Source organism: Sphingobacterium lactis (assembly GCF_011046555.1).
Taxonomy (GTDB): Bacteria; Bacteroidota; Bacteroidia; order Sphingobacteriales; family Sphingobacteriaceae; genus Sphingobacterium; species Sphingobacterium lactis.
Genome location: NZ_CP049246.1, coordinates 1,982,175 through 2,008,662 on the forward strand (window position 1 = coordinate 1,982,175; position 26,488 = coordinate 2,008,662).

Annotated in this window: 26 protein-coding genes; 11 read left to right on the forward strand and 15 right to left on the reverse strand. The window is 44.3% G+C overall.

The features are described from left to right. Nucleotides 1-2: 2 nt before the first annotated feature. The 3 genes from G6N79_RS17535 to G6N79_RS08575 all read right to left on the reverse strand — a co-directional run bounded on the left by G6N79_RS17535 (nt 3) and on the right by G6N79_RS08575 (nt 2,707). Nucleotides 3-536, reverse strand: coding sequence for a transposase (locus G6N79_RS17535; protein ID WP_146060690.1), 534 nt, complete (start codon nt 534-536; stop codon nt 3-5). 276 nt (nt 537-812) lie between these two features. After that, nucleotides 813-1,607, reverse strand: a complete 795-nt coding sequence (locus G6N79_RS08570; protein ID WP_164527207.1) for a murein L,D-transpeptidase catalytic domain family protein — start codon at nt 1,605-1,607, stop codon at nt 813-815. A 68-nt stretch (nt 1,608-1,675) separates the two neighbouring features. Continuing rightward, the gene (locus G6N79_RS08575; protein ID WP_103907863.1) at nt 1,676-2,707 is read right to left on the reverse strand and encodes a L,D-transpeptidase; all 1,032 of its coding nucleotides are present in this window, start codon (nt 2,705-2,707) and stop codon (nt 1,676-1,678) included. A gap of 137 nt (nt 2,708-2,844) precedes the next feature. Between G6N79_RS08575 and G6N79_RS08580 the strand changes: the two genes are divergently transcribed. Beyond that, nucleotides 2,845-3,255, forward strand: coding sequence for an NUDIX hydrolase (locus G6N79_RS08580; protein ID WP_160003822.1), 411 nt, complete (start codon nt 2,845-2,847; stop codon nt 3,253-3,255). Between the two features lie 116 nt (nt 3,256-3,371). Here the strand turns inward: G6N79_RS08580 and G6N79_RS08585 are convergent, their stop codons facing one another. Both G6N79_RS08585 and G6N79_RS08590 read right to left on the reverse strand, forming a co-directional pair. After that, the gene (locus G6N79_RS08585) at nt 3,372-3,965 is read right to left on the reverse strand and encodes an outer membrane beta-barrel protein (RefSeq protein ID WP_103907865.1); all 594 of its coding nucleotides are present in this window, start codon (nt 3,963-3,965) and stop codon (nt 3,372-3,374) included. Nucleotides 3,966-4,285: 320 nt separating this feature from the next. Continuing rightward, nucleotides 4,286-4,870: a Crp/Fnr family transcriptional regulator gene (locus G6N79_RS08590; RefSeq protein WP_103907866.1), complete on the reverse strand. Its 585-nt coding sequence runs from the start codon at nt 4,868-4,870 to the stop codon at nt 4,286-4,288. Nucleotides 4,871-5,170: 300 nt separating this feature from the next. On the opposite strand from G6N79_RS08590, the gene G6N79_RS08595 reads away from it, so the two are divergent. Next, complete coding sequence (locus G6N79_RS08595) at nt 5,171-6,364, forward strand: MFS transporter (protein ID WP_103907867.1); 1,194 nt, start codon at nt 5,171-5,173, stop codon at nt 6,362-6,364. A gap of 15 nt (nt 6,365-6,379) precedes the next feature. Then, nucleotides 6,380-6,799 (forward strand): RidA family protein, encoded by a 420-nt coding sequence (locus tag G6N79_RS08600; protein ID WP_103907868.1) that lies wholly within the window; start codon nt 6,380-6,382, stop codon nt 6,797-6,799. A 70-nt stretch (nt 6,800-6,869) separates the two neighbouring features. Here G6N79_RS08600 and G6N79_RS08605 read toward each other — a convergent pair whose 3' ends face one another. Next, nucleotides 6,870-9,782, reverse strand: coding sequence for a heavy metal translocating P-type ATPase (locus G6N79_RS08605; protein ID WP_103907869.1), 2,913 nt, complete (start codon nt 9,780-9,782; stop codon nt 6,870-6,872). 135 nt (nt 9,783-9,917) lie between these two features. Here G6N79_RS08605 and G6N79_RS08610 point away from each other — a divergent pair, with 135 nt between their 5' ends. Further along, entirely contained in the window at nt 9,918-11,207 is a 1,290-nt protein-coding gene (locus tag G6N79_RS08610) for a Gfo/Idh/MocA family protein (protein WP_103907870.1), read from the forward strand. A 7-nt stretch (nt 11,208-11,214) separates the two neighbouring features. Here the strand turns inward: G6N79_RS08610 and G6N79_RS08615 are convergent, their stop codons facing one another. Both G6N79_RS08615 and panB read right to left on the reverse strand, forming a co-directional pair. Beyond that, nucleotides 11,215-11,817, reverse strand: a complete 603-nt coding sequence (locus tag G6N79_RS08615; protein ID WP_103907871.1) for a hypothetical protein — start codon at nt 11,815-11,817, stop codon at nt 11,215-11,217. Nucleotide 11,818: 1 nt separating this feature from the next. Further along, a complete protein-coding gene (panB, locus tag G6N79_RS08620) occupies nt 11,819-12,634 on the reverse strand; it encodes a 3-methyl-2-oxobutanoate hydroxymethyltransferase (protein ID WP_103907872.1) in 816 nt (271 codons plus the stop codon). 120 nt (nt 12,635-12,754) lie between these two features. Here panB and G6N79_RS08625 point away from each other — a divergent pair, with 120 nt between their 5' ends. From G6N79_RS08625 to G6N79_RS08645, 5 genes are all read left to right on the forward strand, one after another. Next, nucleotides 12,755-13,498 (forward strand): RluA family pseudouridine synthase, encoded by a 744-nt coding sequence (locus tag G6N79_RS08625; RefSeq protein ID WP_103907873.1) that lies wholly within the window; start codon nt 12,755-12,757, stop codon nt 13,496-13,498. A gap of 2 nt (nt 13,499-13,500) precedes the next feature. Then, the gene (locus G6N79_RS08630; RefSeq protein ID WP_103907874.1) at nt 13,501-14,103 is read left to right on the forward strand and encodes a TlpA family protein disulfide reductase; all 603 of its coding nucleotides are present in this window, start codon (nt 13,501-13,503) and stop codon (nt 14,101-14,103) included. A 4-nt stretch (nt 14,104-14,107) separates the two neighbouring features. Further along, the gene (pyrF, locus tag G6N79_RS08635) at nt 14,108-14,941 is read left to right on the forward strand and encodes an orotidine-5'-phosphate decarboxylase (protein ID WP_103907875.1); all 834 of its coding nucleotides are present in this window, start codon (nt 14,108-14,110) and stop codon (nt 14,939-14,941) included. A gap of 84 nt (nt 14,942-15,025) precedes the next feature. Further along, a complete protein-coding gene (locus tag G6N79_RS08640; protein WP_103907919.1) occupies nt 15,026-15,775 on the forward strand; it encodes a hypothetical protein in 750 nt (249 codons plus the stop codon). A gap of 3 nt (nt 15,776-15,778) precedes the next feature. Then, entirely contained in the window at nt 15,779-16,381 is a 603-nt protein-coding gene (locus G6N79_RS08645; protein ID WP_146060681.1) for a hypothetical protein, read from the forward strand. 66 nt (nt 16,382-16,447) lie between these two features. On the opposite strand, the gene G6N79_RS08650 is transcribed toward G6N79_RS08645, so the two are convergent. The 7 genes from G6N79_RS08650 to G6N79_RS08680 all read right to left on the reverse strand — a co-directional run bounded on the left by G6N79_RS08650 (nt 16,448) and on the right by G6N79_RS08680 (nt 24,382). Beyond that, complete coding sequence (locus G6N79_RS08650; RefSeq protein WP_103907877.1) at nt 16,448-17,731, reverse strand: chloride channel protein; 1,284 nt, start codon at nt 17,729-17,731, stop codon at nt 16,448-16,450. A gap of 202 nt (nt 17,732-17,933) precedes the next feature. Then, complete coding sequence (locus G6N79_RS08655) at nt 17,934-18,158, reverse strand: hypervirulence associated TUDOR domain-containing protein (protein ID WP_103907878.1); 225 nt, start codon at nt 18,156-18,158, stop codon at nt 17,934-17,936. Next, complete coding sequence (locus tag G6N79_RS08660) at nt 18,142-18,693, reverse strand: DUF488 domain-containing protein (RefSeq protein ID WP_103907879.1); 552 nt, start codon at nt 18,691-18,693, stop codon at nt 18,142-18,144. The genes G6N79_RS08655 and G6N79_RS08660 overlap by 17 nt, the downstream gene beginning before the upstream one ends. Next, complete coding sequence (locus G6N79_RS08665; RefSeq protein WP_103907880.1) at nt 18,686-19,384, reverse strand: SMUG2 DNA glycosylase family protein; 699 nt, start codon at nt 19,382-19,384, stop codon at nt 18,686-18,688. The genes G6N79_RS08660 and G6N79_RS08665 overlap by 8 nt, the downstream gene beginning before the upstream one ends. Before the next feature lie 156 nt (nt 19,385-19,540). Then, the gene (locus tag G6N79_RS17695) at nt 19,541-21,781 is read right to left on the reverse strand and encodes a TonB-dependent siderophore receptor (protein ID WP_103907881.1); all 2,241 of its coding nucleotides are present in this window, start codon (nt 21,779-21,781) and stop codon (nt 19,541-19,543) included. A gap of 159 nt (nt 21,782-21,940) precedes the next feature. Beyond that, nucleotides 21,941-23,086 carry a PepSY-associated TM helix domain-containing protein gene (locus G6N79_RS08675; protein ID WP_103907883.1) on the reverse strand — a complete coding sequence of 382 codons (1,146 nt, stop codon included), beginning with the start codon at nt 23,084-23,086 and terminating at the stop codon, nt 21,941-21,943. Nucleotides 23,087-23,245: 159 nt separating this feature from the next. Next, a complete protein-coding gene (locus tag G6N79_RS08680) occupies nt 23,246-24,382 on the reverse strand; it encodes an acyloxyacyl hydrolase (protein WP_234993283.1) in 1,137 nt (378 codons plus the stop codon). 122 nt (nt 24,383-24,504) lie between these two features. On the opposite strand from G6N79_RS08680, the gene G6N79_RS08685 reads away from it, so the two are divergent. Together G6N79_RS08685 and G6N79_RS08690 are read left to right on the forward strand one after the other, a co-directional pair. Then, entirely contained in the window at nt 24,505-25,419 is a 915-nt protein-coding gene (locus G6N79_RS08685; protein WP_103907885.1) for an AEC family transporter, read from the forward strand. Nucleotides 25,420-25,518: 99 nt separating this feature from the next. Then, a complete protein-coding gene (locus G6N79_RS08690; protein ID WP_103907886.1) occupies nt 25,519-26,484 on the forward strand; it encodes a formylglycine-generating enzyme family protein in 966 nt (321 codons plus the stop codon). Nucleotides 26,485-26,488: the final 4 nt, after the last annotated feature.

The window sequence follows — 26,488 nt, forward strand, 5'->3', positions numbered from 1 at the left end:
CTTTACGACCGCTTGGCACCAGACTTTTTTCTGATGTCGATCTTGAGCTGTTCCTCGGCAATATCGATCATGGTATCCAATGCCCTGATCTTCAGGTTTGCATATTCCAGGGCCTTCTTCAGGGCCAGGATCTCTGCCTCTTTGGGGTCTACGGGTTTCTTGTTGGCCATATCATCGGGTTCTGGGGAACTAAGTTCGGTATTTTTCCCCTTATATTCCCTGACCCATCTGGAGACCGTACCGCAGGAGATATCAAAGGTGTTCCCCGCCCGGTAGGCGCTCATCCCGTCCTGGACCGCCCTGATCACTGAACGCTTCAGCTCGGTGGTATACCGCTTTGCCCCAATGGGCTGTCGCCCGAACTTCTTCATCCAGCGGATCAGGCTCACTTCGGAGACACCGTACTGTTCCATCAGGTCCCGGCGGGGGACCCCAAGTTCGATCTGATCCAGCATGTGGAGGATCAAACGCTTGTCGAATGGCTGCTTCTTACTGGTCCGCTCAGCGAACTCAAACTCTCTTTCTATTGTTTCCATACACTTTGTTTTTGTGTATAGCTTTTTTAGGATTGGACAGTCCAGTGCGTTTTTTGTGCAATATAACACGTGTTTTTATGTATGTTATTGATATTTAGTTGTTTAACTGGTTTTTGAGATTTGAAGGAAATTGTATGGATAAACGTTTAACTAGCCGCCTTAGCTTTGCATCGAACACAAAAAAATGGAACCCTTATTCAGGGTTCCATTACTATCTTATCCGTACTGATGCTTATTCAGCAATCAGAGGAAATTATCCATACATTTTCTGCAGTGTTAGTTCAGGGTTGCTTTTCCCGAACCAGTTTCCACTTCATCGTGCTGCGTCGCGATCAATGTTTTGTTATCCGTCAATACAGGTCCTTTCTTGATCATCTTGGTGCTGGCGAGGTATTGTTTGTTGCCGGCATAGATGTACATTAATGAACCGCCTTTGATGGTATTGATGATCGGTTTCGTCACTTCTCTGGGTAGGGCCGGGCAGCCATAGCTGCGGCCTAATCTACCTGTCGATTTGATGACGTTCGCGCTGGCATAATCTGCCCCGTGCACAACAACCGCTCGCGGGCGAGCCTGATCGTTGATGCCCTTTTCAAGGCCATCTAAGCGTAGGGAATAGCCATTACCACCCATATAGGTCTCTTCAGCAAAGTAGAAACCAAGGGAGCTCTGGAATGATCCATGTTTATTGGAGAACGACGTGGCGAATTTTTCACCGGAATTTCTCCCATGGGATACCAAGCTGTGGTAAAGCATCTTCTTGCCTTTCAGATCGAGCACATACATTCTTTTCTCTGTGGAAGGCAGGGTGAAATCGATAATCGTAATGATGTTCTTGTTTTTTGGGTTTAGCTGGTTGTAGCCTTGCATAGCTTCTTCAAAGGCTTCCCACTTAATCGTCCCCGCGAGGTGCATCTCATCATACAACGCTCTAACCGGGTCTTTTGTTAACTCTACCTCTACCTTCGTTTGTTTGATTTCCTTAGGGGCGGCGATTTTGTGATTGTTTAGGTCTCCTGTGAATGAGGAGGTCGCAAGGGCCCATAATGAAATAAGCAATAGTTTATTCATAAGCACATTTTCCTAGTCTATTTATACAAAATTAGGAAAAATATGATAATCAAAGTGTTAATTAGCGCTTAATCTATGACTATGACCAAAGCCTGATATGGTTTTGACGTGTCGTAAACAAATTTAGCATGAGATGACGCATTCCTGACACACATGTGCGAGCGAGGGGTCGTTCCCAATGACCAACTGTATTCGACGATCTTGCCCTTCGGATTGTTTACCGGAACCCCATGAATATAGCCTCCATTGGTGAATCGGGACGCATATGGCGCAAATCCCTCAATGGTTTTGGTACCGTCGCCAAAGTAGAACATCTTCGGTTTTTGCTCCTGAACCATGAATATCCCAACCGGAGTTTCCATTTGGTGGGGTGGCTTGTGGAGACCCGAAGTAGCAGGGTTCATACTGCGGATTTTCCACTCATTTTCACCCGTTCTTTCGACGGTTAAAATATTTTGGTTTGTAACATCCACGAAGTTAACATGCGTAATTTTTAGGTCTTCACCGATATTTTTTACGTATCGCTTTGGTACGAACCACGAACCTTCAAAGGAAATACCATTCACTTTGACCATCTTCAGGGTATCACTGCTTTCCAAGGAAACCAAGGAACCATCGCGTCCATAAATGGAAGGTTTCTCGCTGTTTTCTTCCCGATACAGGGGAGCGGATTGGTATCGTTCGGTTCCCAAGGTATCCGAAACACGTTTATACGCATTTCTGACGAAATTTTCCACCACTGGCGATTCCCCGTTTCTGTTTTTATAGTTCTGAAGGACGCCATAGGTATGTGGTGCCCGCTGGAAGTTTTCGACAAAGGCCAATTTCTCCTTGATCTTCTCCAACTGGAATTGACGGGTGGTATCCTTATACGGGTAAGTTTCTTCTAAGGTATGCTGATCGTATTGGAGGTCTTTTTCCAATTTTATGTCGGCAGCCGTACGCGGTCTTGCTTTTTCTGCTTCTTCCGCTTTCTTGATCTGTTCCAAGGAGTCCTGCTTTCTCTTCTCCGCAGCAGTATCGGTGTTTTTTGTGGTAATCTTACAAGATGCAGTGATCAATAGGGCACATAGTACCGACCAGAAAGCATATTTTCTCATGCTAAATATTTAGTGTTTTGATTTTGGTTTGCGATAAAATGCCGCAAAATAAACAATTGTTTCAATTTCGATAAAAGCATAAGTAAAAATCATTCCATTATTATGGAAAATTGGTAATTATTTTAATATTTATGGAAATGAAGCTGAAAAACTACATAGAAATTGCCGTTTGCATCATCACCAACGATCGGAATGAACTTTTAACAGTTCGAAAGACGGGTTCTACCTATTATCAATTGCCCGGTGGGAAATTGGAGCCCCAAGAATCGGCCATGGCCACATTACTGCGTGAGCTTAGAGAAGAGTTGAATCTGGAATTTGAGGAGTCGGATTTTAGGTTGGTAAAGATCCATGAAGCCGATGCGGTCAATGAACGGGGTATGCGGGTACGTGGGCATGTGTTTCGGTGCGCCAGGCCAATACCCATGAGCCTGTCTGCGAATGCCGAACTGGAGGAGGTCCGGTGGGTAGGGCCGGAGGAAGTGGATGCTGTAAAGTTGGCGAACCTCTTGCGCCAAGTGGCAATTCCCGAGTGGTTGAGACATTAGAAAAATGCCTTGATAACTTTTGCTAGAACTAGCATAGTATGCATAGCCATAAAAAAGCCTGTCAGCTTGCTGACAGGCAATCAATCAATTAAATTTATTTTAAAGACTATTTACTATTAAAAGTGGAAAGTCACACCTACTGTTGGTGCTAATGAATTAGCATTTAAGCCGTAGGAGTTTGTAGTTGTTTCGATGTCTGTAGCCTCTGCTTTATCGGTTGAACTTTGGAAATAAAGACCTTTAACTTTGAATTCGATTCCAATGTTGGAAGTTGGGAAAAATGCTATACCAGGAGCCAATTCAACACCGTAGTTAGAAATAGTCGATACTTTGTCGTCATTGATTTTTCTTTCTCCCCATGACATAGGTACGGAAAGCTGACCGAAGAATTTAACCGGTCCTGCATTGTTGCTGTACATTCTACCAAATGGTGCTAATTGAAATGCTGAGCCAGTTTCGCTAGAATTTTCATTGTTCTCAGCTTTGGTCCACTGATAACCTAAACCCAAACCTACAGCAATGTTATCTGCAACGAAGTAACCTACATTCGGAACAATGCTAAGCGAGTTTATTTTGAAATCAGAATCTTTTACGTTGTGACCATCGTAATTAACTTGGCCACCAAGCATAAATTTACCTTTTTCTGTTTGTGCATTTGCTGCAAAACCTAAAACTGCTACTGCTGATAATGTAAGTAAAATTTTTTTCATGAATTTGTTTTTTTAAATTATTTGACTTTATTGTCATATATAGTCAGGTGGTCAATTGCTATGCCAGTATTAGCCGCTTTAACGGATCCCATTAATTAAAAAAACAACTGATTTTTATAAGTGCCTAACTTTGAATGCAGTGAGCGTTTAGGTATTTCGATACCTGATTAATTCGTGACAATTAACAAACAATTACTGCGATTTGTGCAGTTTTCTTGAAGGGAAAATAGATGAATTTTGAGACAATATGACATAAGTTATGACTGCCAAATACTGACAAATTGAGCAAAACAGTAAACTCCTGTATTTCGCTGATTTGTTTAATCTTTACTCGTGGCTGTTCTGTTCTTAATTCGGCTCAATGCTTGGGGTGTGATGCCAATATAGGAAGCCAAATGTTTTTGGGGAATCTGTTGGATATATTGCGGCTGTTCTTTTAACAGCTGCAGGTACCTTTGCTCAGCCGTGAGGTTGACCAGGGAAATCTCACGTTGCGTTTTCAGAACAAAAAGGGTTTCACTTGCCTTTCTGCCAATAAGGTTTCCCACACTGGTTTTTGCATAGACCTCCTGCAGGTCGGCATAGGAAATCCGTAGCATGGCGGTTGGCTCTAATATTTCCGCGGCATAGTAGGAGGGCCGCTGCGTAACAAATGAATCGTAAACGGAAGTAAACCACCCATCAAAGGCAAAGAAGACCGTAGTTTCGGATTCCGGATTGGGAATAAAGAAACGAATGATACCTTTTAGGGTAAAGGAAAGATACCGTTCCGTCTGTCCAGCGTCCAGCAAGCGGTGTTTTTTCGGAAATTCCTTATAAATAAGCTTGGATTGGAAAAAATCCCAGTCTGAATCCGGCATCTTGGTCTGGATCAGGTCTTCCATAGCGGTCCGCAGTTTTTCCATCGTGCTTTTTAGTTAGGTGCTGCCATAAGGTAATTAATTCTTGGGATTTAATAAAATCTGAGGGGTGGAGAACGATTAGATTTCAATACGTTGAATTGAGCAATTCAGGATAATGTGTTATATCGCGATGTGAATTTTACGGTTAATAATTTATAGGCTGTATTCGCCAATTAGGTGTTTTTAAAGTCATATATTTATGCCATATGCTTAAGATCTGATCTTAGTGCTTACATTGTAGGCACCGTATTCAAGAAAATATTTTCTGTATTACGTGGGCAATGCTAATCACAACACACCTGCATGGAAAAAGTAGCACATCCTAAACTTTCAAAATCCCTTTTATGGCTCATGACGGTTGTATCCGGAGTCGTGGTTGCAAACAATTATTACAACCAGCCGCTTTTGGCGGAAATTGCGAATGAATTCCAGGTGAGTGAAGCTGCTGCGAGTAGAATTACCGTATTGACGCAATTGGGGTATGCATGTGGCCTATTGATGATTATTCCGCTAGGTGATAAATTATTCCGCAAGCGGTTGATCTTGGTCGATTTGATCTTTGTCATGTTGGCTTTGATCTGGATGGCACTTTCGGATGCAATTTGGATGATGGCTGCAGCGAGTTTCCTGATCGGTTTTTCCTCGGTTATTCCCCAGCTTTTCGTACCCATGGTGGCAGATCTGTCGGATGAGGAAAATCGGTCCAGTAATATCGGGATGGTCATGTCGGGTCTTCTGATGGGAATTTTGCTTTCGCGCTTCATCGGGGGTATCGTTGGCGATGTCTGGGGATGGCGCAGCATCTATTGGGGTGCAGCGGTGATGATGGTGCTTTCCTGGGGTTTTATCTACCGGATGCTGCCGGAAATGAAGCCTAACTTTAAGGGAAATTATGGGTCCTTGATGAAATCGGTTTGGGATTTGGCGCGCACGCAGCCCATCCTGCAGCTCGCAGCATTCCGGGGTGCGATGAGCTTTGCCTCACTTTGCGTCGTTTTCACGACCTTGGCTTTTCACCTGGAACAGCCTCCATTTGAGGCGGGACCTTCCGTCGCTGGAAGTTTTGGCCTGATCGGAGCCGCAGGTGCACTGGCCGCAGCCTTTGTCGGTCGACTGAATCAACATTGGAGCCGTAATAAGATTATCGCCATTTCCCTTTTCCTGTTGCTCATAAGTTGGTTCTTTATCTATTTCCTCGGAAATTACTATATCGGACTGGTCATCGGGATTGTGATGATCGATTTGGGACTACAGGCATCCCACATCATGAATCAATCGGATTATTTTGCCATTAAAACACCGGCCACAAGCAGGTTGAATACGGTCTATATGGTTTCCTATTTCATTGGTGGATCGTTTGGATCCTGGGTGGGAGGCCAAGCATGGTCAGCTGCAGGCTGGACGGGGGTCTGCTTAGTTGGGGTGCTATTTGCCGTGCTAGGATTAGTCGCCCACTTGCTCTTTGCAAACAGATTACAGAAGAAGGTTTCCCCTTAATACATATAGCGAATCATGAAAGAAACAGGAGTAAAACATATCAACCCTACAGGAATCTTTGATCCTACGCCATTTGCATTCTGCCATAGCGTGCAGGTGCCTAGCCAGGCCAATCTGGTATTTATCTCTGGCCAGAGTGGAGGCGTAGGAGAAGGCCATCTATTGGCAGAGGATTTTGCCTCGCAAGTGAAGTCTGCCCTGGAAAATCTCCAAATAGTATTGAAGGCCCATGCCGCTACCGTGGCTCATGTGGTCAAGATAACCGTACTTATCGTGGATCATAACCCACAAAAAATGGAGATATGGACCTCCATGGCGAAGGAATTCTGGAAAGGCTACGATCTACCCGTGAGCACGCTCATTCCGGTGCCTACATTGGCACTGCCAGGCATGCTGATCGAGGTGGATGCCATAGCTGCAGTATCTGAATATTAGCGATAAATAAAAATGGCTGGAAATTTTCTTCCAGCCATTTTATATGGTAATAGATTTATGGGGTTACCTGCTAATCCAATTTTACGGTATTCAATCGAATCGAGTTGAGGATAACCGATACTGAACTTAAGCTCATGGCGGCTGCCGCAATCATAGGAGACATCAGGATACCAAAGCTTGGGTAAAGTATACCCGCTGCAATGGGAATACCAATCACATTGTACAGAAAGGCAAGCCAAAGGTTCTGTTTGATGTTGCCGATCATGGCCTTGCTCAGCTTGTAAGCCTTATGGACGCCGGTAAGATCGCCTTTGATCAAAGTAATCTCTGCGCTCTGGATGGCTACATCGGTACCCGTACCCATGGCAATGCCGACATCGGCCTGCGTTAATGCCGGTGCATCATTGATACCATCACCAACCATTATCACCTTCTTGCCCTGCGCTTGCAATTCCTTGATGCCGTTCAATTTGTCCTCCGGAAGCAAGCCTCCTTTGGCATGCTCGATCCCGGCTTTTTTCGCCACAATATCCGCCGTGTTCTGGTTATCTCCGGTGAACATATACACCTCGACACCTTCGTCCTTGAACCGCTTGAGGACCTCGATGCTGCTATCCTTCAGGGCGTCGAATGCCGCAACCAATCCCGCAAATTTGCCGTCAATGGCCAATACCGATACCGAATTCCCTTTTTTCTGCAATTCCTCAATTTGACCCTGCTCATCAGGGCTGATGGCTACGTTTTGCTCTTTCATCAACCTTGGTGTACCCAATAGGGCGCTCATGTGGTGGATATTTCCTTTTACGCCCTTTCCGGAGATGTTCTCAAACTTGGTTACATCAAGAAGGCTTATATTTTGTTCCTGTGCCTTATCCAACATGGCCTGTGCCAGCGGGTGGGTACTGTTCTTGTTTACGGAGGCTGCAATCTGTAGGATGTCATTCTCCTTAAATTGTGTATTTCCCGAAATTACTTCCGATACGGAAGGCTTTCCAGCCGTAATGGTTCCGGTTTTATCCACGATCAGCACATCTGCTTTTTCCATCTTCTCCAAAGCCTCCGAGTTTTTTACCAGAATGCCGTTCTTTGCACCCTTGCCAATACCAACCATGACCGACATTGGCGTGGCCAGTCCCAATGCACACGGACAGGCAACAATAAGCACCGCCAAGAGGTTGGTAAACGCCATGGCCAAGCTATTCGGCACACCGGAAATGTACCACAGTACAAACGTGATCACTGCAATCCCGATCACCGCAGGGACAAAGATCTTCGAAATCTTATCGGTGAGTTTCTGGATCGGAGGTTGACTCCGACTGGCGGTATTGACCAATTGGATGATCTGCGATAGTAAGGTCTCCGAACCGATCTTCTCTGCCTTGATCAATAATTCATGATTCCCGTTGATCGTTCCGCCGATGACCTTGTCGTTCACATCCTTCTCCACAGGGATAGGCTCTCCCGTGATCATGGATTCATCGATAGAAGAGTTACCTTCCGTTACGACGCCATCTACCGGCACTTTATCTCCGGCGCGAACACGCAGGATATTGCCGGCTTTAACATCATGGATCGCTATTTTTCTATCTTTTCCGTTCTCCACCAAAATGGCTTCAGCCGGGCTCAGCTTGATGAGCTCTTTAATTGCAGAATTCGTTTTGGAATGAGCCTTTGCTTCCATGACCTGACCAAGAAGAACCAAGGTCAGAATAACTACCACCGACTCAAAGTACAGATGCACTTCGCCATGGTGTCCCTTTAGTTCAGCCGGGAATAGCTGCGGGAAGAAGAAAGCCAGCAGACTGAATACAAATGCCGCAGCCGCACCAAGACCGATTAAGCTGAACATATTTAAGTTCCAAGTCTTGAAGGAAGTCCATGCGCGTTGAAAGAACATCCAACAGGTATAGAACACGACAGGAAGGGTCAATAAGAGCTGAAGCCAGGCATTCACCGAATAGGGGATGACCTTGCTGACCGGCTGTCCCGGAAGCATGTCGCCCATGGACAAGATGAATACCGGAACAGTACAGGCCACGGAGATCCATAACTTCCGCAATAGATCCCGATAATGTTGATCGTCTTCCTGAGTAACCTGATTCGGTACCAATTCCATTCCACAGATGGGGCAGTCACCCGGATGGTCCTGAACAATTTCCGGGTGCATCGGGCAGGTATATTCTACTTTTAAGGTCGTCTCAGGGATTTTTTCAAGGTTCATGCCGCAAACCGGGCAGGACCCAAATTTATCATAAACCTTATCGCCTTCACACATCATCGGACAATAATACTTACCCGCATTATTTGCATTGACAACCGGTTTATGCTGCTGATGTTCCTGGTGAGATGGTGCATTAAAATCTACTTTCTCGACCGGGCGTAAGTGCATATTGCAAACAGGGCATCGGCCAGGTTCGGTATAGACTTTGTCCTTGCCTTCGCAGAACATCGGGCAGATATATTGTCCGCTTTCGGAAATCTCCGGTTCTTGGGCATGTTGATGGGCATGGTGGTCATGACTGTGGGAATCTCCATGTTTATTTGCAATGGTGTAGTGACCACCCAATTCATCCAATTTCTGTTGCATGGCAGGTAGATCAATTCCCCTTTCAGCATGCACCGTTGCTTCGCCTTTTTCCAGATTGACCGACGCGTGCACACCCTCCAGTTCATTCAATTTCTTTTCCACATTTGTCCGGCACCCATTGCAGGTCATGCCCTCCACAGCGAAAACCTGCTCGACAGTTTGCTCAGTGGCATGTTCGTCCTTCACCTCTTCAATATGGTAATGCCCACCAAGCTCCTTCAGCTTTTCCTGCAGCTGCGCTAAGGAGATTTCCCTTTCGGCATGGATCATGGCTTCTTCCTTTTCCAGGTTCACCTGCGCTTCCACGCCAGGAATCTCGTTCAGTTTTTTCTCGACGTTGGTCCGGCAACCATTACAGGTCATGCCTGAAACTTTATAGATATGGTGATGCTTCATTGAATTTTATCTTTGATAATAATACAAATGTCGGAAGGATTGGGTTCAGAATTGTTACATAATTCCCACCAATAGTTGTAAAATTTTATAGAAATTGCAATTGATCGAGCAACGCTGATCATAAACCTAAAACGTATGAGCATTTCACGAAGAGATTTTATTTTCAAATCGGCAATGCTGATTCCTGCCTTGCACATGGGGTCAGTATTTGCGAAACATTCTGCTGAGCAACCGCTGCGCGTCGGTGCCATTGGTATCAAGGGCATGGGTTGGGCAGATCTGAAATCCATTATCCATCTTCCCCAAGTAACTTGTACCGCAATCTGTGATATCGATGACGCGGTTATCACTGAGCGTCTACAAAACCTAAAAGACTTGGGTCAAAACCCCAAAGTGTATAAGGATTATAGGGAATTGGTGAATGACCCCCAGGTTGATGCCGTAATCATCGGGACGCCCGATCACTGGCATTGCCTGATGCTTGTGGATGCCTGCAAGGCGGGCAAAGCGGTATATGTAGAAAAGCCGATCGGTAATTCCATTGCGGAGTGCAATGTCATGCTCGAAGCTAAAAATAAATACAACAGTATTGTTCAAGTGGGGCAGTGGCAGCGTTCGCAAAAGCACTTTCGCGATGCTATTGATTTTGTGCATTCCGGTAAACTCGGAAAAGTTCGCTTGGTGAAAGCTTGGGCGTATCTTGGTTGGAAGAAGCGGGTGCCTATGAAACCCGATGCGCAGGTTCCCCCGGGTGTGGACTACCAATCCTGGCTAGGGCCAGCAAAAATAAGACCCTTTAATCCCAATCGCTTCCATTACGATTTCCGCTGGTTCTGGGATTACGCAGGTGGTCTAATGACCGATTGGGGAGTGCATCTGCTCGATTATGCGCTATTGGGCATGCAGGTGTCCGATCCAAAATCAATTATGGCGGCAGGAGGGAAATTTGCCTATCCTGAGGATGCAGGTGATACACCGGATACCTTAACTACCGTATATGAATTCGAAGGCTTCAATATTCAATGGGAACATGCAACAAGCATCAGTGGAGGACCTTATGGCCGTGAGCATGGTATCGCGTTTATTGGCAATAACGGGACCTTAGTATTGGATCGTAATGGTTGGGAAGTCATTCCCGAATTTGACCGCATGGCAGCCGTACCGTACCAAAAGAAAGTGGATAGTGGTCTGGATCTGCACATGAAGAATTTTGTGGAAGCCATTCGCGCGAAAAATCCCGCGCTATTGAACGCGCCACTGGAGGTGGGTGCCCATATTGCCAAATGCGCCCAAATGGGGAATATCGCCTACAGAACAGGTAAGAAAATCTATTGGGAAAAGGAGAAACAACGTTTTAACGAACCTGAGGCCAATAAATTATTGGCAGCAGCCTACCACAATGGATACCGCCTGCCGAGGGTCTAGCCATTGTCTAGATGATAGGGAAGAGCGATGATTTGGGATCAACTGGGTAGTTTTCCTTTAAGGTACGGAAGAAGCCAGCATTGACCTGGTTATCCTCTATAATAAAGGGAATGTAAATGGGTTGTTGTTGAACGGTCAGTTCATAGTAACCGAATAGGACCTGCCTGTTTTTTTGGACCGATCGTACCGCTCGAACGTGCTGCACATCCCGCAACAGGTTGAATCCCATGCGGTTCCCACTCAACCATTCCACCTGGACATCATTGGTGTTGGGATTAAACCAGATGCGCTGATCCTTGGCATATTTCAATTGGTTGTTCAAGAGAAAGAACTGACTCATCAAATACAGGCTAATAGGGAGGGCAAAGAGAATGATCTTTACTTTCATGGCAAGCACGATGGTGATGACAAACAAGATGGCACCAATGGCAACGGTGTAAATGGTATTCTTGATAATGCGCTGAAGAATTGGGACTGAAGATTCTATCAAGACAAAACCCTGCTTAGTGCTGCGCTGTACAGCCGTAGATTTATTGCTCATCATCAATCGACGTGAGATAAAATAAATCAAGACACCCAGAAGGATTGCAATAAGCAGGATCTTACTCATCTTAATATTGTTCCGATTCGTTAGGGTACGTCACGGACTTGACATCCGAGATGTATTGTTTTACCGCTTTATTGATCTCTTCGTTTAGGTTGATGTACTGGCGAAGGAATTTTGGTTTGAACTCCTGTGTGATCCCCAACATATCGTTCACCACCAAGACCTGGCCGTCGGTTCCGGATCCTGCACCGATACCAATGGTTGGGATCGTCAAAGATTTGGAGACTTCCTCAGCAAGTTTTGCCGGTATCTTTTCCAGTACAACAGCAAAACAACCTGCTTCTTGGAGTGCTAGGGCATCTTTACGGAGTTGATCTGCTTCAGCTTCCTCTTTTGCGCGCACGCCAAAGTCGCCGAATTTATAGATGGACTGCGGAGTTAATCCCAGGTGCCCACATACAGGTATTCCTGATTGCACAATCTTTTTGATGTTATCGATGATTTCGATACCACCCTCCATTTTAATGGCATGCACTCCGGACTCCTTCATCATGCGTACAGCAGCCTTATAGGCATCTTCAGTGGCACCCTGATATTCCCCAAAGGGAAGGTCAGCAATGACCATCGCACGCTTTGCACCTCGAGCTACCGAAGCTGCATGGTAGATCATGTGGTCCAAGGTCATCGGCACGGTAGTTTCATACCCCGCAATAACATTGGCAGCAGAATCGCCCACCAACAGAACGTCAATACCAGCATCATCCAAGATCCTGGCGGTAGAGAAATCATACGATGTTAACATGCTGATTTTCTCACCTTTACTTTTCATATCGCGAAGAATCGAAGTCGTAATTCGCTTGATTACTTTGTTTACTGACATGTATAAATGCTTTTATTGCAAAAGTATGCATTTTTATAGGAGTATCAACTTGAATGTTAACCATTTGGGGAAAGTACCCTGAATAATAGAAATTTAGCCGTTATTTCTTATTTTTGCGGTATGATTCCACAAGAGAAAAATCTATTCAAATATCCCAAGTTTCAAGAGTTGATCATCCATGAGGACGATAACCTGATTGTCATCAACAAACCGCCTTTCATAGCATCCTTGGATGCTCGCGATGGGGGGGAGGTGAATATCTTGCGCTTAGCCAAGAACTATCACCCAGATGCGCAGGTCTGCCACCGACTGGATAAAGATACCTCAGGCGTCCTTTTGATTGCTAAGAATCCAGAGACGTACCGCTTGATGTCGATTGAATTTGAGAAAAGACGTGTGGACAAAACATACCATGCCGTAATCGGTGGAACACATATTTTTGAGGATCTGCATGTTGATCTACCAATCCTGAACCAGGGAAACAAGAATGTGACCATCGACCGGTACAATGGAAAACCTGCGGAGACTATCTTCAATAGCATAAAATATTTCAAGCACTACACATTGGTGGAATGCAAACCGATTACAGGGCGCATGCACCAGATCCGTATCCATTTGGCAACCCAACATGCCGCCATTGTGGGAGATACCATGTATCGCGGGAAGCCTGTTTTCCTTTCGCAGATTAAAAAAAGAGGATACACGCTGTCCAAGGATCAGGAGGAATTGCCGATCATGAAACGCTTTGCCCTACATTCCAAAGCGGTAAAATTTACGTTGGATGGCAAGGAATATGCCTTTGAAGCCGATTACCCGAAAGATTTTGCTACCTTGGTAAAACAGTTGGAAAAGTTTGATTCGTAGGTATGACAACGCAAAAAAGTAAAACCAAAAATATTATTTCCTGGGTCATTATCGGTGCATTGGCATTAGTTGTCCTGATTCCCGATTCACGTGTTGCGCTGCAACGTGGACTCATGAAGATAGGTCTGTTTAAACCCGAGGTAAAAGAGCAACCGCAGACCAGCAATGCCTCATCTGCTACACCGATGGTGATGACCGAATCGGTTACCCTTTCGGATGAAACGGGCAAAACATTTAGCACCCACGACTTAAAGGGTAAAGTGGTGTTCATAAATTTCTGGGCAACATGGTGTGGACCATGCCGGGCAGAAATGCCATCCATTCAGGCAATCTACGATAAATACAAGGACCATGAACAGGTAGCATTCTTGTTGGTGGAAGTTGACCATAACATCGAGGGGGCAAAGGCTTTTCTTGCGAAAGAAAAATTGAACCTTCCTGTTTATTATCCGGAGAGTGCTATTCCGCAGGCCTGGATGAGTGATGCCATTCCGTCAACGGTCGTGTTGAACAAACAAGGGGCATTGGCCTTTGACCACAAAGGAATGGCGGATTATTCCACCAAAGAATTTGAAGACTTTTTGATTTCCCTAATCAATCAATAACAGCATGACAAAGCAAGAGCTTATCGATCAGATAAAAAGCAAGAAAAGCTTTTTATGTGTTGGTTTAGACACCGATATCACCAAAATTCCCGATCACTTATTGGATGATGAAGATCCAATTTTCAGTTTCAATAAAGCCATTGTGGAAGCAACGGCTGATCTAAGTGTAGCCTATAAGCCTAACATTGCCTTCTATGAAAGCTATGGTGTAAAAGGATGGGAATCCCTTCGTAAAACGTGGGAAATCTTGCCTAAGGATTGCTTTAGCATTGCTGATGCGAAACGGGGCGACATCGGGAATACATCCAAAATGTATGCGCAAGCTTTTTTCAACCCCCAATCATCGGGTCTTGGCTTTGATTCCATTACCATTGCTCCGTATATGGGTGAAGACTCCGTGACGCCATTTCTAGATTTTCAGGGAAAATGGGCAATTGTTCTTGCGCTGACTTCCAACCAGGGAAGCTTGGATTTCCAGAATTTCCAAAATACCGATGGCAAACAGCTATTCGAAGAAGTAATTGATAAGGTCAATACCTGGGGTACTTCCGAGAACCTGATGTATGTTGTCGGGGCTACGCGAGGTGAAGCTTTCCTGAAGATTCGAGAACATGCACCCGATCATTTCCTTTTGGTGCCGGGTGTTGGTGCACAGGGCGGTTCACTGGCTGATGTCTGTAAATACGGCATGAATAAGGACTGTGGCCTACTTGTAAATAGTACAAGGGGGATTATCTATGCTTCAAAAGGTAAGGACTTTGCAGAACGTGCGCGTGAAGAAGCGATTGCCCTGCAACAGGAAATGCAGCAGCAGCTTGAAATTCATGGTGTTATCTAGCTTAAGTTAAATTAATTCTTACTTTTTGTTAAAATTTCCATCTTTGGCATAATAATTTGGGAAGATGGGCGGTTAATGTATGCTATGTTAAAAGTAAGATCTCGTTTCCTAGTATTCGGTTTGCTATCAGGTATGGCCTGGTTGAGCAGCTGTAGTTCGGTTTACCTCCCGAACGTTCCGGCAACCCCGATGTTCAATAATAAAGGTGAAGGTTATATCGCTGCCCACGTAAACCCGAAAGGGAATGCCAGTGCAAACTTGGGTGTCGCCTTTACGGACCATCTCGCAATTATCGGAAATGGTTCCTATATCAACTACAGATCAACGAATAACGACTTTAAGCAATACCTTTATGAAGGAGGTTTGGGGTATTTTACAACCGTTGGCAAAGCCAAGCGCAGTGTCCTGGAATTTTATGCCGGATATGGCGTTGGAGCAACCACTGATGTAGATGAACGTGCGAGTACAACAGGAACTACACCAGTAGAAACTCGTGACCTCGACTTCAATAAGATCTTCATCCAAGCGAATTTCTCCTCAACACGTAAGAACAAGCTGAACCTTTTTGGTAAACCTCGCGAGCTGAATTATGGTACTGCCATCCGCTTGAGTAGAATTAAGATGGACCGTTTCGAATTGAACGGCGTACCGGCACCATTGGAAGAGAACCTCTACATCGAACCTGTATTTTTTACCCGCTTGGAGCTGAACAAAGGTTTTCAGATTCAATATACCAATGGCTGGAACATCGGTTTGATGGATAATCAATTCCTTAAACCCGGAAATGCCGTATTTACACTGGGGTTGATTTATAATTTTGGAAGAAATAAATAAGCTATGAAAAAATTAATAGGAATGTTGGCAATCTGTTCGGTATTGTTCCTTTCAGGATGTCAGGTGAATAAAAAAGCACAGATTAAGGCATTGGCGGATTGTGAGTACGATGTCGAATCCGTGGATCAGGTTAAGTTTAACGGAAAGACCTTAGATGCGTATAAAGGTGCTGACGGAAATTACAATGTTTCCTCCCTTGCTGGCATTGCCGTAGCGCTATTCAGTAAGGAATTGCCACTGGAAGGAAAAATCAATATGAAGATTTCCAATCCGGAAAATAAGAAAGCTGCTTTCAACTCCTTTAAGTATGTGATCGAAATCCAGAACTCGCCATTATTTGAAGGGACAGTGGACCAAAATGTAAGCCTGAACCAAGGAGAGAGCACCATCGTACCGATGACCTTCAAGGCGAACATCTTTAACAAAGCAAAGGAAAATGGATTCGATAGGTTTTTCGATGAGCTTTTCAATAAAAAGTCTGAGGGTTTTATGGTGTTGAAGATCAAACCTTCAATCCGTATTGCAGGGCAGAACATTTACTATCCGTCCTATATCACCGTAGATAAGAACTTTGGCCAGAAATTGTTCAAGCTCTTTAAGATCTAAACGATATTCAACCCAACAATTGTCAAGAAAATACAAAGTCCGCTCAGGCGGACTTTTTCATTGTATTTATTTTTCAGCATATAGCTTCACTTTGGCTAGGCTTTCCCGATACATATCGTAGGTGTAGACATTGTAAGGCAAAATTTTACTCGCCAAATATTTGGATAATACACAGCAGACCAATAGTGGAGCAAGTAAAATAAATCCATTCGGAACTATATTGCAGATCAGCACTACTGCGGTTAGCGGTGCATAGATTGCTGCTGACAGTGCGGAACCCGCACCGATCAGTGCAAAGTTAATAGGCAGGACATCCATATGGAGAACGGTCTTGCAGAAAATGCCTAAGGCAAAGCCCAGGAATGCGCCTGCGATAATGCTCGGCGCAAATACACCACCGTCACCACCTGCACCCAAGGTGAGGGCCGAAGCCAGTGGTTTCAGCAACACCAGGAATAGGAGATAGTATACTGAAGCGGATTCGGTATTCAATATTTCATTCATGCCATGGTAGCTATCGCCGAAAAGGATAGGGAAAAAATAAATAATCAATCCTACCGATAAGGCTCCTAAATTTACGCGTATAAAGTTGTTGGAAATACCGCCGAAGAAATTCTTGACATGGATTACAATTAAGGTGAAACCTACTGCAAACAGGGCGGATAACCCACTGAGAAGGAGAAAGAATGGCGTGGCATGCCATTTCCATTCTTGGATGTGTTGCGGTATCAAAGGCTCCTTGCCAATGGCCAATATAAAGATGGCAGAAACAACGGCAGCAGTCAGACAGGCTATCAGGACACTCCATTTGAACTTTCTACTGATAGCTTCCAAACCGAACAGCATGCCGGCCAGCGGGCTGGAGAACAATATGGCTACAGCAGCAGTTGCAGCAGCACAGATGAGTTCTCTTTTATACATTCGTGCCGAAAAGCTTCGTTTGTAGACCTCATTTCCTATGGTTGCCGTTGCTACGACAGACGATACCTCAATCCCCGTCGACCCGCCAAAGATGACCGTTAGAAAACCATTGATATAATGCGAAGGCAATTTGAAAAGGGGCAGATGGTCTTTGCGAAGGTCCAATGTTTTATAGATTTCGGCCATTCCCTTATTCTTTCGGCCCTTGAACAGGTATTTCCGTAGGAAATAAATAATTGTGATACCGACCGTTGGAAGAATAATAAAATACAGCGGATTGTAATCGCGTATTGTCGTGTAAACAATGTGTTCCGTGTGTTCGGTGATGTATTTGAGGGAATATGCTAAGAAAGCACTTAAAATGGCAACCAAAAGAGAGGCTGCGACAAGCTTGTAATAATGGTGTTGAATAACTTTTTTCCTATTCATGATGAATTGAGATGAAAGACCTATTTAACATGTTGGGATCTATTTCCCGCCAAGAAACCTATCCGCGACAAATGTAGGTATTTATTGCCAAGCATCGAACTTGGAGTACGGTGGAGATGTATTATTGCTGTTGCAAGCGAATGGAGAAGGGGAGAGTTATTGCCTTGATAGGCAACTCGCAAATCAGCACACCTATAATCTATTATTCCTTGTCCTTGCTGATCAAGTGCAATGCTTTACCTTTGTGGGCGGCAATGTGGTCCGTTTTACTGCTTTTGATTTCGTACTGTGGGTCCTCCGGTGATGCATGGTGTGTATAGCCTTTATAGTCAAAATCAGCTGTATGGATTTTTATAATCGTACCTGAAACCTGACCAGCTTCAGAATTCCACCCAACGGTATCTCCAATTTTAAATTTCGTTTTCATCAGTGAATAGATTTGGTGTTTGATAAGTTAATTTTCCGTGGACAAGATTGGCCGCTGCGGTGTAAGGGTGCTCTACGGCTTTGTCGAGTCCCATGATGTTCCAGACTTTCCAACCGTTCATCTTGAGGTAATCCGCAACGAGCGATCGGTGGCACCGCCACCATACCGCCTCCGCACACATGATGGCCGCATTCTGTTGGGATGCTACCTGTTCGAGTTGTCGGATTGCGGTGCGGAATGCTGCACTCTCCATATAATCTGCATACCCCCGAAAACCTGCATTTCGCCAGGCGGTGTTCTGGCTATCCTTTTTAGGGGACCTACGGCCGCCCAAAGCCTCCATATGCAAATATGTGATCTGTGCTTCTGCAAGTGAGGCCTCAAGCTGCCCTGCATTGAACTGTGGATATTTGCGCGAAGAGGGAAACCGGCGGATATCAACCAATATCTCAATGGCAAACGATTGAAGTATGGCGATGAAATCTCCAATGCTGTGCGTCGAATGGCCAATGGTGTAGATGGTTTTATTAATCATGATTTCCAGTAAATGCGTTCAGATATTTGTCGATATAAAGCTCTTTCTCCTTCGATTTATATTGTTGGATAAAACGGGGATGCTCCAATACGGTAATCTTTTCGAAAAGATTGACCTCCTTATTGATGTCATGGATGAAAGTGGCGTTTCGTTTGCCAAGGACAAATACTTCGTCGCACGCCAATCCCAATGCGATATGGTGACGTAAGGACTGGATCATAAAAGGTCGGACGGCATCGTATAAAGCCTTATCATCATAGTAATTGGCATTCAATAAAACACCAGGTCTTGCTTCGCGGGTAATGGCCAATGGAAATGGGGAATTGATGTAGAAGTCAGAATAGAATGCTTCTGGACCACCGTACGCTTGAATAACATCATATAAATAGACAGATGAAATTTCATGGGTATGCGCTGAATGCATAGGGATGCCGCACACCGACTCCAGGCGTTTGGTATCCGTAAATGGAACTCCAGTGACTCCAGCACCATGCCGGCTCGGATTGATGCCGATTATGAACCGCCTTTGTTGGTTATCATTGTAGAATTTCGAGTAAAATTGTTGCATGACTTGCATAGTCTCCGGATTATCGAAAAATGGATTGAGCACATGGAATCCTTGGGGAAGTTTTCCTGTATAGTGTAAATTCCTGTTAAACGATATGACTTTGTCAGCAAAGGTGGGTTCCATCAGCACTTTTATTGTTATTGTGAACAAGCGGGGTGAATTCGCTCTACTAAAATAACAATGCAACAAAGGGATGGTTTTTAGAAATAGGGATTAGCAAACGGTAACGTGATAAATGGAGAGTCTCACCACTCTCCATTTATGGATAATATGTATAATTTAGAACTTATAGGTTAAACTGCCCATCGCATGGAACAACCGTTGCGCATTGGCCGTTGTATAACCAATCCAATATTTCTGATTCGTGAAATTATCGAAGTTTACCCCAATCCTGTATTTTTTCGTATCGTAGAATACATTCGCATTCATGATGAAATAGGCCGGAAGTTTAAATACTTCTTCTGTCTTTGTAGTCGCGTTCCATTGATCGAGGATTTTATTGTCACTGGCATAATTGCCTCCCAAACCAATGCCTAGGCCGCTCAACTTGCCATCCAGAAAAAGATAACTGCTGTAGAAATTGGCCTGCCAAGGTGCTGCCGCAACCGTCGGACGACGGCCCTGGATGTTGGGCGCTGCTTTCAACAGCTTGCTATCGTTGTATGAAACACCCCCAAGGATGGAGAATCCCCGCACCAAATAGGCACTGATCTCCAATTCCATCCCTTTGCTCTGCAATTTTCCCGATTGGTCCTGTATGGCAATCGAGGTGTTCGGGACCATTTCCCCGGTTCGCAAAATGGTGTTGCGTACTTGTATGTCGTAATAATTTAAGGTGGCGCTGAACCTGTCGTCAAAAAGAATGGCCTTAATTCCACCCTCTAATTGGTTCGCAGTTTCCGGATCAGATAGCTTCGGGGTTCCCTTATTGTCGGCTATGTAATAGCCATTGCTCTTAAAGCTGTTCTGGTAGTTGCCAAAAATGGAAAACTTATCATTTATCAACTCATAAACGACTCCCAACTTAGGTGACCAAGCCGCCTGTGTAAAGGTCTTGACATCATTTGGACCCACAGTTCCTGCACCAATCGTATTGCTTTCATACCGAATTCCCATCATAATGTTCAACTTGGCCAAGGGAGTGATCACATTGGAGATATAGGCACTATAGGTATCCTTCGGTCCAATTTGGTTCCACCGATTGCTACTGTCAAATTTCTTGGGGTCCAATTTCAATTTATTGTAGGTTTCCGTTAAGGAATTCGAATTCATGCCAGAGAAATCCTTGCTGTTTAAGGGTTGCCAGTCATAAGGTGTAAACATAAAATGGATCGCCTCTTCGGTACGCATATAATCGAAACCGATTACAGTGCGGTTCCGAACTTCATTCCATCGGTAATCCAGATTGACATTCTGTTGAATCTGAAAGATTTTTACCGTGCTGTTTTCCATGGATTGGTCAGCACGCGCTACCCCCAAATCCTTATCCTCTGGGTTCTGGGTGAATTGGCCTTTCGGTGCAAGATAGAAATAAGGACTGAAACCGTTGGAATGTGTATAAGTGTGATTGATATGGGTGCTGGATTTAATATGGTCGTTAATCTGATAGATTCCCTGTCCAAAAATATTATGAATCTTTGTCTTGGTCGTCAATCCATTGCCAGAATAGGATTCCTTGTAATCCAGATTGAGGTTTTTGGAAAGGTCCTTCATGTTGGATGCGCCCAAGGCAGGAGTGAGGTAGAAGAAAATCTGCTCGGGATTGCCTTCGTTAAAGTTTCCTTCATAGTCAACCGTCAGCTTAAATTTGTCGGACACTTGATAGGATAGGGAAGGTGCAAGGGCAAGATAGGTATTCTTCGCATCTGGTTTCTGAAAGGTTCCTTCATTCGTGTATGCAGCATTCAATCGGAAAAGAAGTTTCTTATCACGGCTCAATGGCGTATTGATGTCAGTTTGCGCTCGGTAATAATTGTTACTTCCGGAGATCAGGGAAACTTGACCTGCAAGGCTATCTAATGGTTGCTTAGTAACTCTGTTGATGACACCTCCATATGAAGAGACATTGCTCCCATAGAGGGTGGCTGAAGGGCCTTTCAGCACTTCGAGTTTCTCTAGGTTAATGGCATCGATATTGGAAGTAATTGGGGCTACCAAGCCGTTTCTCAGCGGATTGTTGATCAGGAAGCCCCGTAAGGACATGATGGTACCACCATCACCGGCACGGTGGGTTGAGCTCCACATTTTTTGTATACCGGTTACATTTCTGTATCCTACATCCAGTGTGAACACCTGTTGATTTTGGAAGAAAATTTTGTCAATTGAAGAATAGACCTGGGCATTCTCAATGGCTCTCAGGGGCATTTTGTTCGTGAATTCAGTGTCTTTCTTGATGTAGGTATTGATCGTGATCTCATCAATGGTTTGCGTATTTAACGTATCAACCTGTTCATTTTTAGGGGTCTGTGCAAATGATTGTAGACCCAGAAAGAGTATCAAAAGGAGTATAAATACTTTCATTGTTAAATTTTTAAGTGATAATATTTTGTAATCATGATATAGATTGGGATGGCTAGGCAAATCCAGCTGCCGATGTCCCAGTACAGCTCTTCCCCAACTAAAGCGCAGGTCAATCCAACAAGTGTGAGCAAAGCAACAACTGTCGGTATTTTCCAGACCTTATTCAATAGCCTGTTTTTCATGGATGGTAGTGGTTTTGGATTTAAATTGAAGGGTCGCCTTTCGACGAAGGTACCAGAGGTAAACCCCGGTAATCAGAATTATTATGGAGGCAATGTCTAAGATGGTCCAAATAATTTTGAGGGGTAGCCCGCCATAATCACCAAAATGAAGGGGTTGACTGATGAAAAGGGCGGTTACAAACCATGGCATTTTTCGAGCATCCGTAAATTCTCCGGTTGCCGCATCGATCAGGACTGGCATGAGAAGTCTGGAGGTGAGTTCAGATCTCCCTTTCATGAATACCGCGTAGTGGTGATTGCTGGAAAATGCAGTGCCCGGAAATGCAATCAGCAGGGTTTCCATTTCTGGTAGTTTTTCTTCAGCAGTCTGCACCGCCAAATCGATTGAAGCATAGGTAGATTCGACCTTGGGAAGATCTTTGTAATCTGCTGTCATTTCCGCAAGCTGCCCCTGTTGCCAAAGCACCACAATAACATCGGATAGGGTATTAATGACCCCGGTAAAGCCAACCACCAGCAACCACGTCATCGTCACAATACCCAGTAAGTTGTGGGTGTCAAGCCATTTGAGACGCTTTGCACGGTGTTTGCGGACCATACCAAATTCATATTTCCGCATAATCGGTCCATACAGGACAATCCCTGAAATAATGGATATTAGAAATAGTATGCCCATAAGTCCCATGAACAATTTACCGCCGATGCCTAGAAACACATCGGTATGCAGGCGGTACATCCAATACATAAACCCTTCATTTTTGGGTTCCCCCAAAACAGAACCGGTATATTCATGGAGAAGTACGTATTTGCTTTCCTCAAATGGAGCAAGGGGGTCCTCTGCCAAATCAAATAATACCTGATCGGGATGTTCCTCCTGATCCCAAAAAGCAAACCTGACCTGCCGCCCTGGGCTGGAAAGTTCCGCAATTTTCAATAAGGTGTCCTGACTTAGTTTTTGGTTTACATGATGGTCTTCCATGCTGACTTCTGAGAAGATGTCCTCAATTTCATGGTGGAAAATCAAGGGGAGTCCCGTTATGCACAAGAGTAAAAGAAAGACGGTGCAAATTAGGCTTGTCCATTTATGCCAATTAAACCATCTTTTAGCGGTATTGATGTTCATTGTTTAATCTTTCGGTTATAGCATGCTTGGTTTCAAATAATTACAGAACCAAAACTAGGTCTATTTAGAATGATTAAAAATAGATAAACGGATAAATTTCCTATTATTAAATAAAAATTTCGTTTTGCGTTAAATTTGTAAGGAGGATAACAGATTCCCTTAATCGTGATCCCGGTTAAAGGTATAGCCCACAGTCCATTCAATGAAATCAGCTTTCCCCATGTGCGCCTTAATGGACACACCGGCATTGATGTTCTTATAGACATAATACCGAGCACCGGCACGCAGAAAGATCGGCTTTATTTCGCCATTGAAGCGTTGATTGTGGATGTAATACCCCACATTGCCGTTCAGGACCAATCGTTCATTCAGGATATGGGCAACATAGAAGGAGGGACCGCCGGAAATCTTGGATTTCAGCTCTCCGGATTTATCACCCGCGACTTCCTTATCATTCCCCGAGGAGGAGTAAAAGATATCCAGACCACCACCCAAACGCCATTTATAAGATACGTGCCTACTGGCATAAGCGGAAAGCGTCGTCTTAAAGAAGCGGTGCGGAAGATCATCCCGCAACTGCTTAAAGCCTACGCCATAATTGAGGTGATATAAGATTTTTTTGCTGTAAGGCTTCAGTACGGAGTCACGCTTGATTTGGATATCAGGGTTTATTTGATAATTAACAGACAAGGTAACAGGGACCAGATTCACCCCTTTGTTTGGTAGAGCCAGTGCACCGTTGGAAAAATGATGGAAGGCCAAGCCCACACCGGCTTTCCAGTGGGGATTGATTTGGTACTGCGTCCGGATACCCAGATCAATGAATACATTGTTCTTGGATCCAATGACCAAGTTTAAAGGATTTTCATTTTCATTGTAAGGCTTGAAATTCCCCGATAGGCCCAAGCCGATTCGGTAGTCGTAGCTCCATCGGCTATTTTCCTTTGGTGCTATCGGTGTCTGGACAAAGCCGTAAACAGCAAAAGGACTGCCTAAGATGTCGGTATTGAATGTGCTGGAATACAATCCGATGCCGTAGGTCGGGTAATTGTAGATCTGGTAATATTGATCTCGTTTCGCCCTTTGCTTAAAACCAACTTTAAAATTCAGACCGTTATAATACGCCCCTTCATACGTGCTGTTTTTCAGACCCTTTTGTGCCAAAATACCACCGTTTTCAACCTCTAATTCCAGGATTAGGGGGCTTTTTTTGATTTCCTCTGTAATGGTAGACAACTGCCCAATGGACATGGTCGGTATCAGGAAAAAGAAAGAGAAAAACAAAAAGTATCTCACAGACGAATTTTAATAGTTAATTTTTATGAAGGCACAAAAATAGTAATAACTTTGAACCGTATAACGAAGGCACTGTCATTTTTGTTTCAAAACGATACTCCTTTTCGGTAAAAACTAGCATCGTGTCAAATTTTATCCTCATTATTTTTTGCTTAGCCGCAGGAATAATAAGTCGTAAATTCAATTGGGTAGCCAAAGATGGTTTCAAAGCGCTGAATGCCTGGGTCCTTTATTTCGGATTGCCCGCTATCTCTTTCAACTTCCTGCCTAAACTGACCTGGAATAACAGCCTGTTGTTTACCATGCTAGGGCCATTGTTGGTGCTTTCGGGATCTATCCTTTTCTTCTACATTCTCGAGCGGACATCCAAATTGTCCAAGAGGACCTCGCATACCTTGATGCTGATAGCAGGACTGAGCAATACCTCATTTGTTGGATTTCCCTTGATCACCGCCTATTTCGGCGCAGATAAACTACCCATTGGAATTGTCAGTGACCAAACAACGTTCTTTCTCCTCTCTACAGTTGGCGTGGTGATCGCCGTGAAGGGGAGCCTGAAGAAAAATAACCATGTTGACTTTGGCTTTATTCTTAAACGTGTATTCACTTTCCCTCCGCTGATCGGTTGCCTATTGGCCTTAATCATTCCTCGGTTTATAGATGTCAGCAGCTTGGATGACTTTTTCCATACCATAGGATCGACAGTTTCTCCGGTAGCTTTATTTTCGATTGGATTACAATTAAATTTCGGCATCGTAAAGAGTGAGATCCCGAATATAACCTATGCGATTATTTACAAACTTATAATCGGTCCAGCAATCGTCACGGCCGTTGCATACTGGTGGGGTCTGAAAGGTGAAATTATACAGGTATCTATATTTGAGATGGCCATGCCTAGTCTGGTGGCTACCAGTATTATATTAAACCAATTTAAACTCAATTCCAAAGTCGGAAATAGTGTGATTGGACTCAGTATTCCTATAGGATTATTGACCACATACCTGTGGTTTTATGTGCTGAACAGCTATTTTTTGTAACCTAATTGTTATTAAAAGTTCTATCCATTTACGTATCTTTATTGAATTATATTCAAAGAAATACGGTTTATTTTTAGATTTTAATACTTTAAATTGTTTATGAAGAGAGTTCTATTCTTTGCTTTACTGGCAGGAATGCAATTAACTTACGCTCAAGAAAAGCATGAGCGTTATACCCAGCAGATTGAAGGTACGAGTTTAACGTTTTCCATGGAAGCCATTCCTGGAGGTGAGTTTCAGATGGGGAGTGCTTCCGGTGCGAATGCAGATGAAAAACCTGTTCATAAAGTAAAGATTGATCCATTCTGGATGGGAACCTACGAGGTGACCTGGAATATATTTGAGCCCTTCCTATACAAAGACTTTGAAGTTACCAAATCTACTGACGGGAAGGTTCCTGCTGAAGTCGATGCGGTTACAAGGCCTACCAAGCCGTACCTGGACATGACTTTCGGATTTGGAAAGGACGGGCAGCCTGCCCTGGCCATGACCCATTATAACGCGATTCAATTTTGTAAATGGCTGTATGTGCGGACCGGTGTATTTTACCGATTGCCAACAGAGGCAGAATGGGAGTACGCATGCCGGGCTGGTTCTGATAAAGCTTATTTTTTCGGTGATGATGCTGCTCAATTGGGTGAATATGCAGTTTTTCAGGAAAATGCAGATGGCAAAACAGCGAAAGTAGGAACGAAAAAAGCGAACCCTTGGGGGTTATATGATATCTTGGGCAACGTCTCGGAATGGACATATGACCAATACGCTGAGGATTTCTACCAACAGTTTGCAGATAAGGTGGCAGATAACCCGGTGAATGTGCCTACGCAACTCTATCCACATGTGGTGCGTGGAGGCTCTTTCGAGAGTGCAGCTATAGATTTGCGTTCTGCAGCACGTGGTGCATCCGATCCGATGTGGAAGCAATTGGATCCGCAGATTCCAAAGTCAAATTGGTGGTTCCCTGAAGCACCATTTGTAGGAATGCGTTTGGTAAGGCCAGTTAAACAGCCTAGCCACGAGGAGATTATGGCGTATTACGACAAGGCGCCAATCAAGGATTTTTAATGGA

Excerpts from the sequence above, each read along its gene's own strand:
- G6N79_RS17535 (WP_146060690.1), bottom strand. The coding sequence starts at position 536 with ATGGAAACAATAGAAAGAGAGTTTGAGTTCGCTGAGCGGACCAGTAAG.
- G6N79_RS08570 (WP_164527207.1), bottom strand. The coding sequence starts at position 1,607 with ATGAATAAACTATTGCTTATTTCATTATGGGCCCTTGCGACCTCCTCA.
- G6N79_RS08575 (WP_103907863.1), bottom strand. The coding sequence starts at position 2,707 with ATGAGAAAATATGCTTTCTGGTCGGTACTATGTGCCCTATTGATCACT.
- G6N79_RS08580 (WP_160003822.1), top strand. The coding sequence starts at position 2,845 with ATGAAGCTGAAAAACTACATAGAAATTGCCGTTTGCATCATCACCAAC.
- G6N79_RS08585 (WP_103907865.1), bottom strand. The coding sequence starts at position 3,965 with ATGAAAAAAATTTTACTTACATTATCAGCAGTAGCAGTTTTAGGTTTT.
- G6N79_RS08590 (WP_103907866.1), bottom strand. The coding sequence starts at position 4,870 with ATGGAAAAACTGCGGACCGCTATGGAAGACCTGATCCAGACCAAGATG.
- G6N79_RS08595 (WP_103907867.1), top strand. The coding sequence starts at position 5,171 with ATGGAAAAAGTAGCACATCCTAAACTTTCAAAATCCCTTTTATGGCTC.
- G6N79_RS08600 (WP_103907868.1), top strand. The coding sequence starts at position 6,380 with ATGAAAGAAACAGGAGTAAAACATATCAACCCTACAGGAATCTTTGAT.
- G6N79_RS08605 (WP_103907869.1), bottom strand. The coding sequence starts at position 9,782 with ATGAAGCATCACCATATCTATAAAGTTTCAGGCATGACCTGTAATGGT.
- G6N79_RS08610 (WP_103907870.1), top strand. The coding sequence starts at position 9,918 with ATGAGCATTTCACGAAGAGATTTTATTTTCAAATCGGCAATGCTGATT.
- G6N79_RS08615 (WP_103907871.1), bottom strand. The coding sequence starts at position 11,817 with ATGAGTAAGATCCTGCTTATTGCAATCCTTCTGGGTGTCTTGATTTAT.
- panB (WP_103907872.1), bottom strand. The coding sequence starts at position 12,634 with ATGTCAGTAAACAAAGTAATCAAGCGAATTACGACTTCGATTCTTCGC.
- G6N79_RS08625 (WP_103907873.1), top strand. The coding sequence starts at position 12,755 with ATGATTCCACAAGAGAAAAATCTATTCAAATATCCCAAGTTTCAAGAG.
- G6N79_RS08630 (WP_103907874.1), top strand. The coding sequence starts at position 13,501 with ATGACAACGCAAAAAAGTAAAACCAAAAATATTATTTCCTGGGTCATT.
- pyrF (WP_103907875.1), top strand. The coding sequence starts at position 14,108 with ATGACAAAGCAAGAGCTTATCGATCAGATAAAAAGCAAGAAAAGCTTT.
- G6N79_RS08640 (WP_103907919.1), top strand. The coding sequence starts at position 15,026 with ATGTTAAAAGTAAGATCTCGTTTCCTAGTATTCGGTTTGCTATCAGGT.
- G6N79_RS08645 (WP_146060681.1), top strand. The coding sequence starts at position 15,779 with ATGAAAAAATTAATAGGAATGTTGGCAATCTGTTCGGTATTGTTCCTT.
- G6N79_RS08650 (WP_103907877.1), bottom strand. The coding sequence starts at position 17,731 with ATGAATAGGAAAAAAGTTATTCAACACCATTATTACAAGCTTGTCGCA.
- G6N79_RS08655 (WP_103907878.1), bottom strand. The coding sequence starts at position 18,158 with ATGAAAACGAAATTTAAAATTGGAGATACCGTTGGGTGGAATTCTGAA.
- G6N79_RS08660 (WP_103907879.1), bottom strand. The coding sequence starts at position 18,693 with ATGATTAATAAAACCATCTACACCATTGGCCATTCGACGCACAGCATT.
- G6N79_RS08665 (WP_103907880.1), bottom strand. The coding sequence starts at position 19,384 with ATGGAACCCACCTTTGCTGACAAAGTCATATCGTTTAACAGGAATTTA.
- G6N79_RS17695 (WP_103907881.1), bottom strand. The coding sequence starts at position 21,781 with ATGAAAGTATTTATACTCCTTTTGATACTCTTTCTGGGTCTACAATCA.
- G6N79_RS08675 (WP_103907883.1), bottom strand. The coding sequence starts at position 23,086 with ATGAACATCAATACCGCTAAAAGATGGTTTAATTGGCATAAATGGACA.
- G6N79_RS08690 (WP_103907886.1), top strand. The coding sequence starts at position 25,519 with ATGAAGAGAGTTCTATTCTTTGCTTTACTGGCAGGAATGCAATTAACT.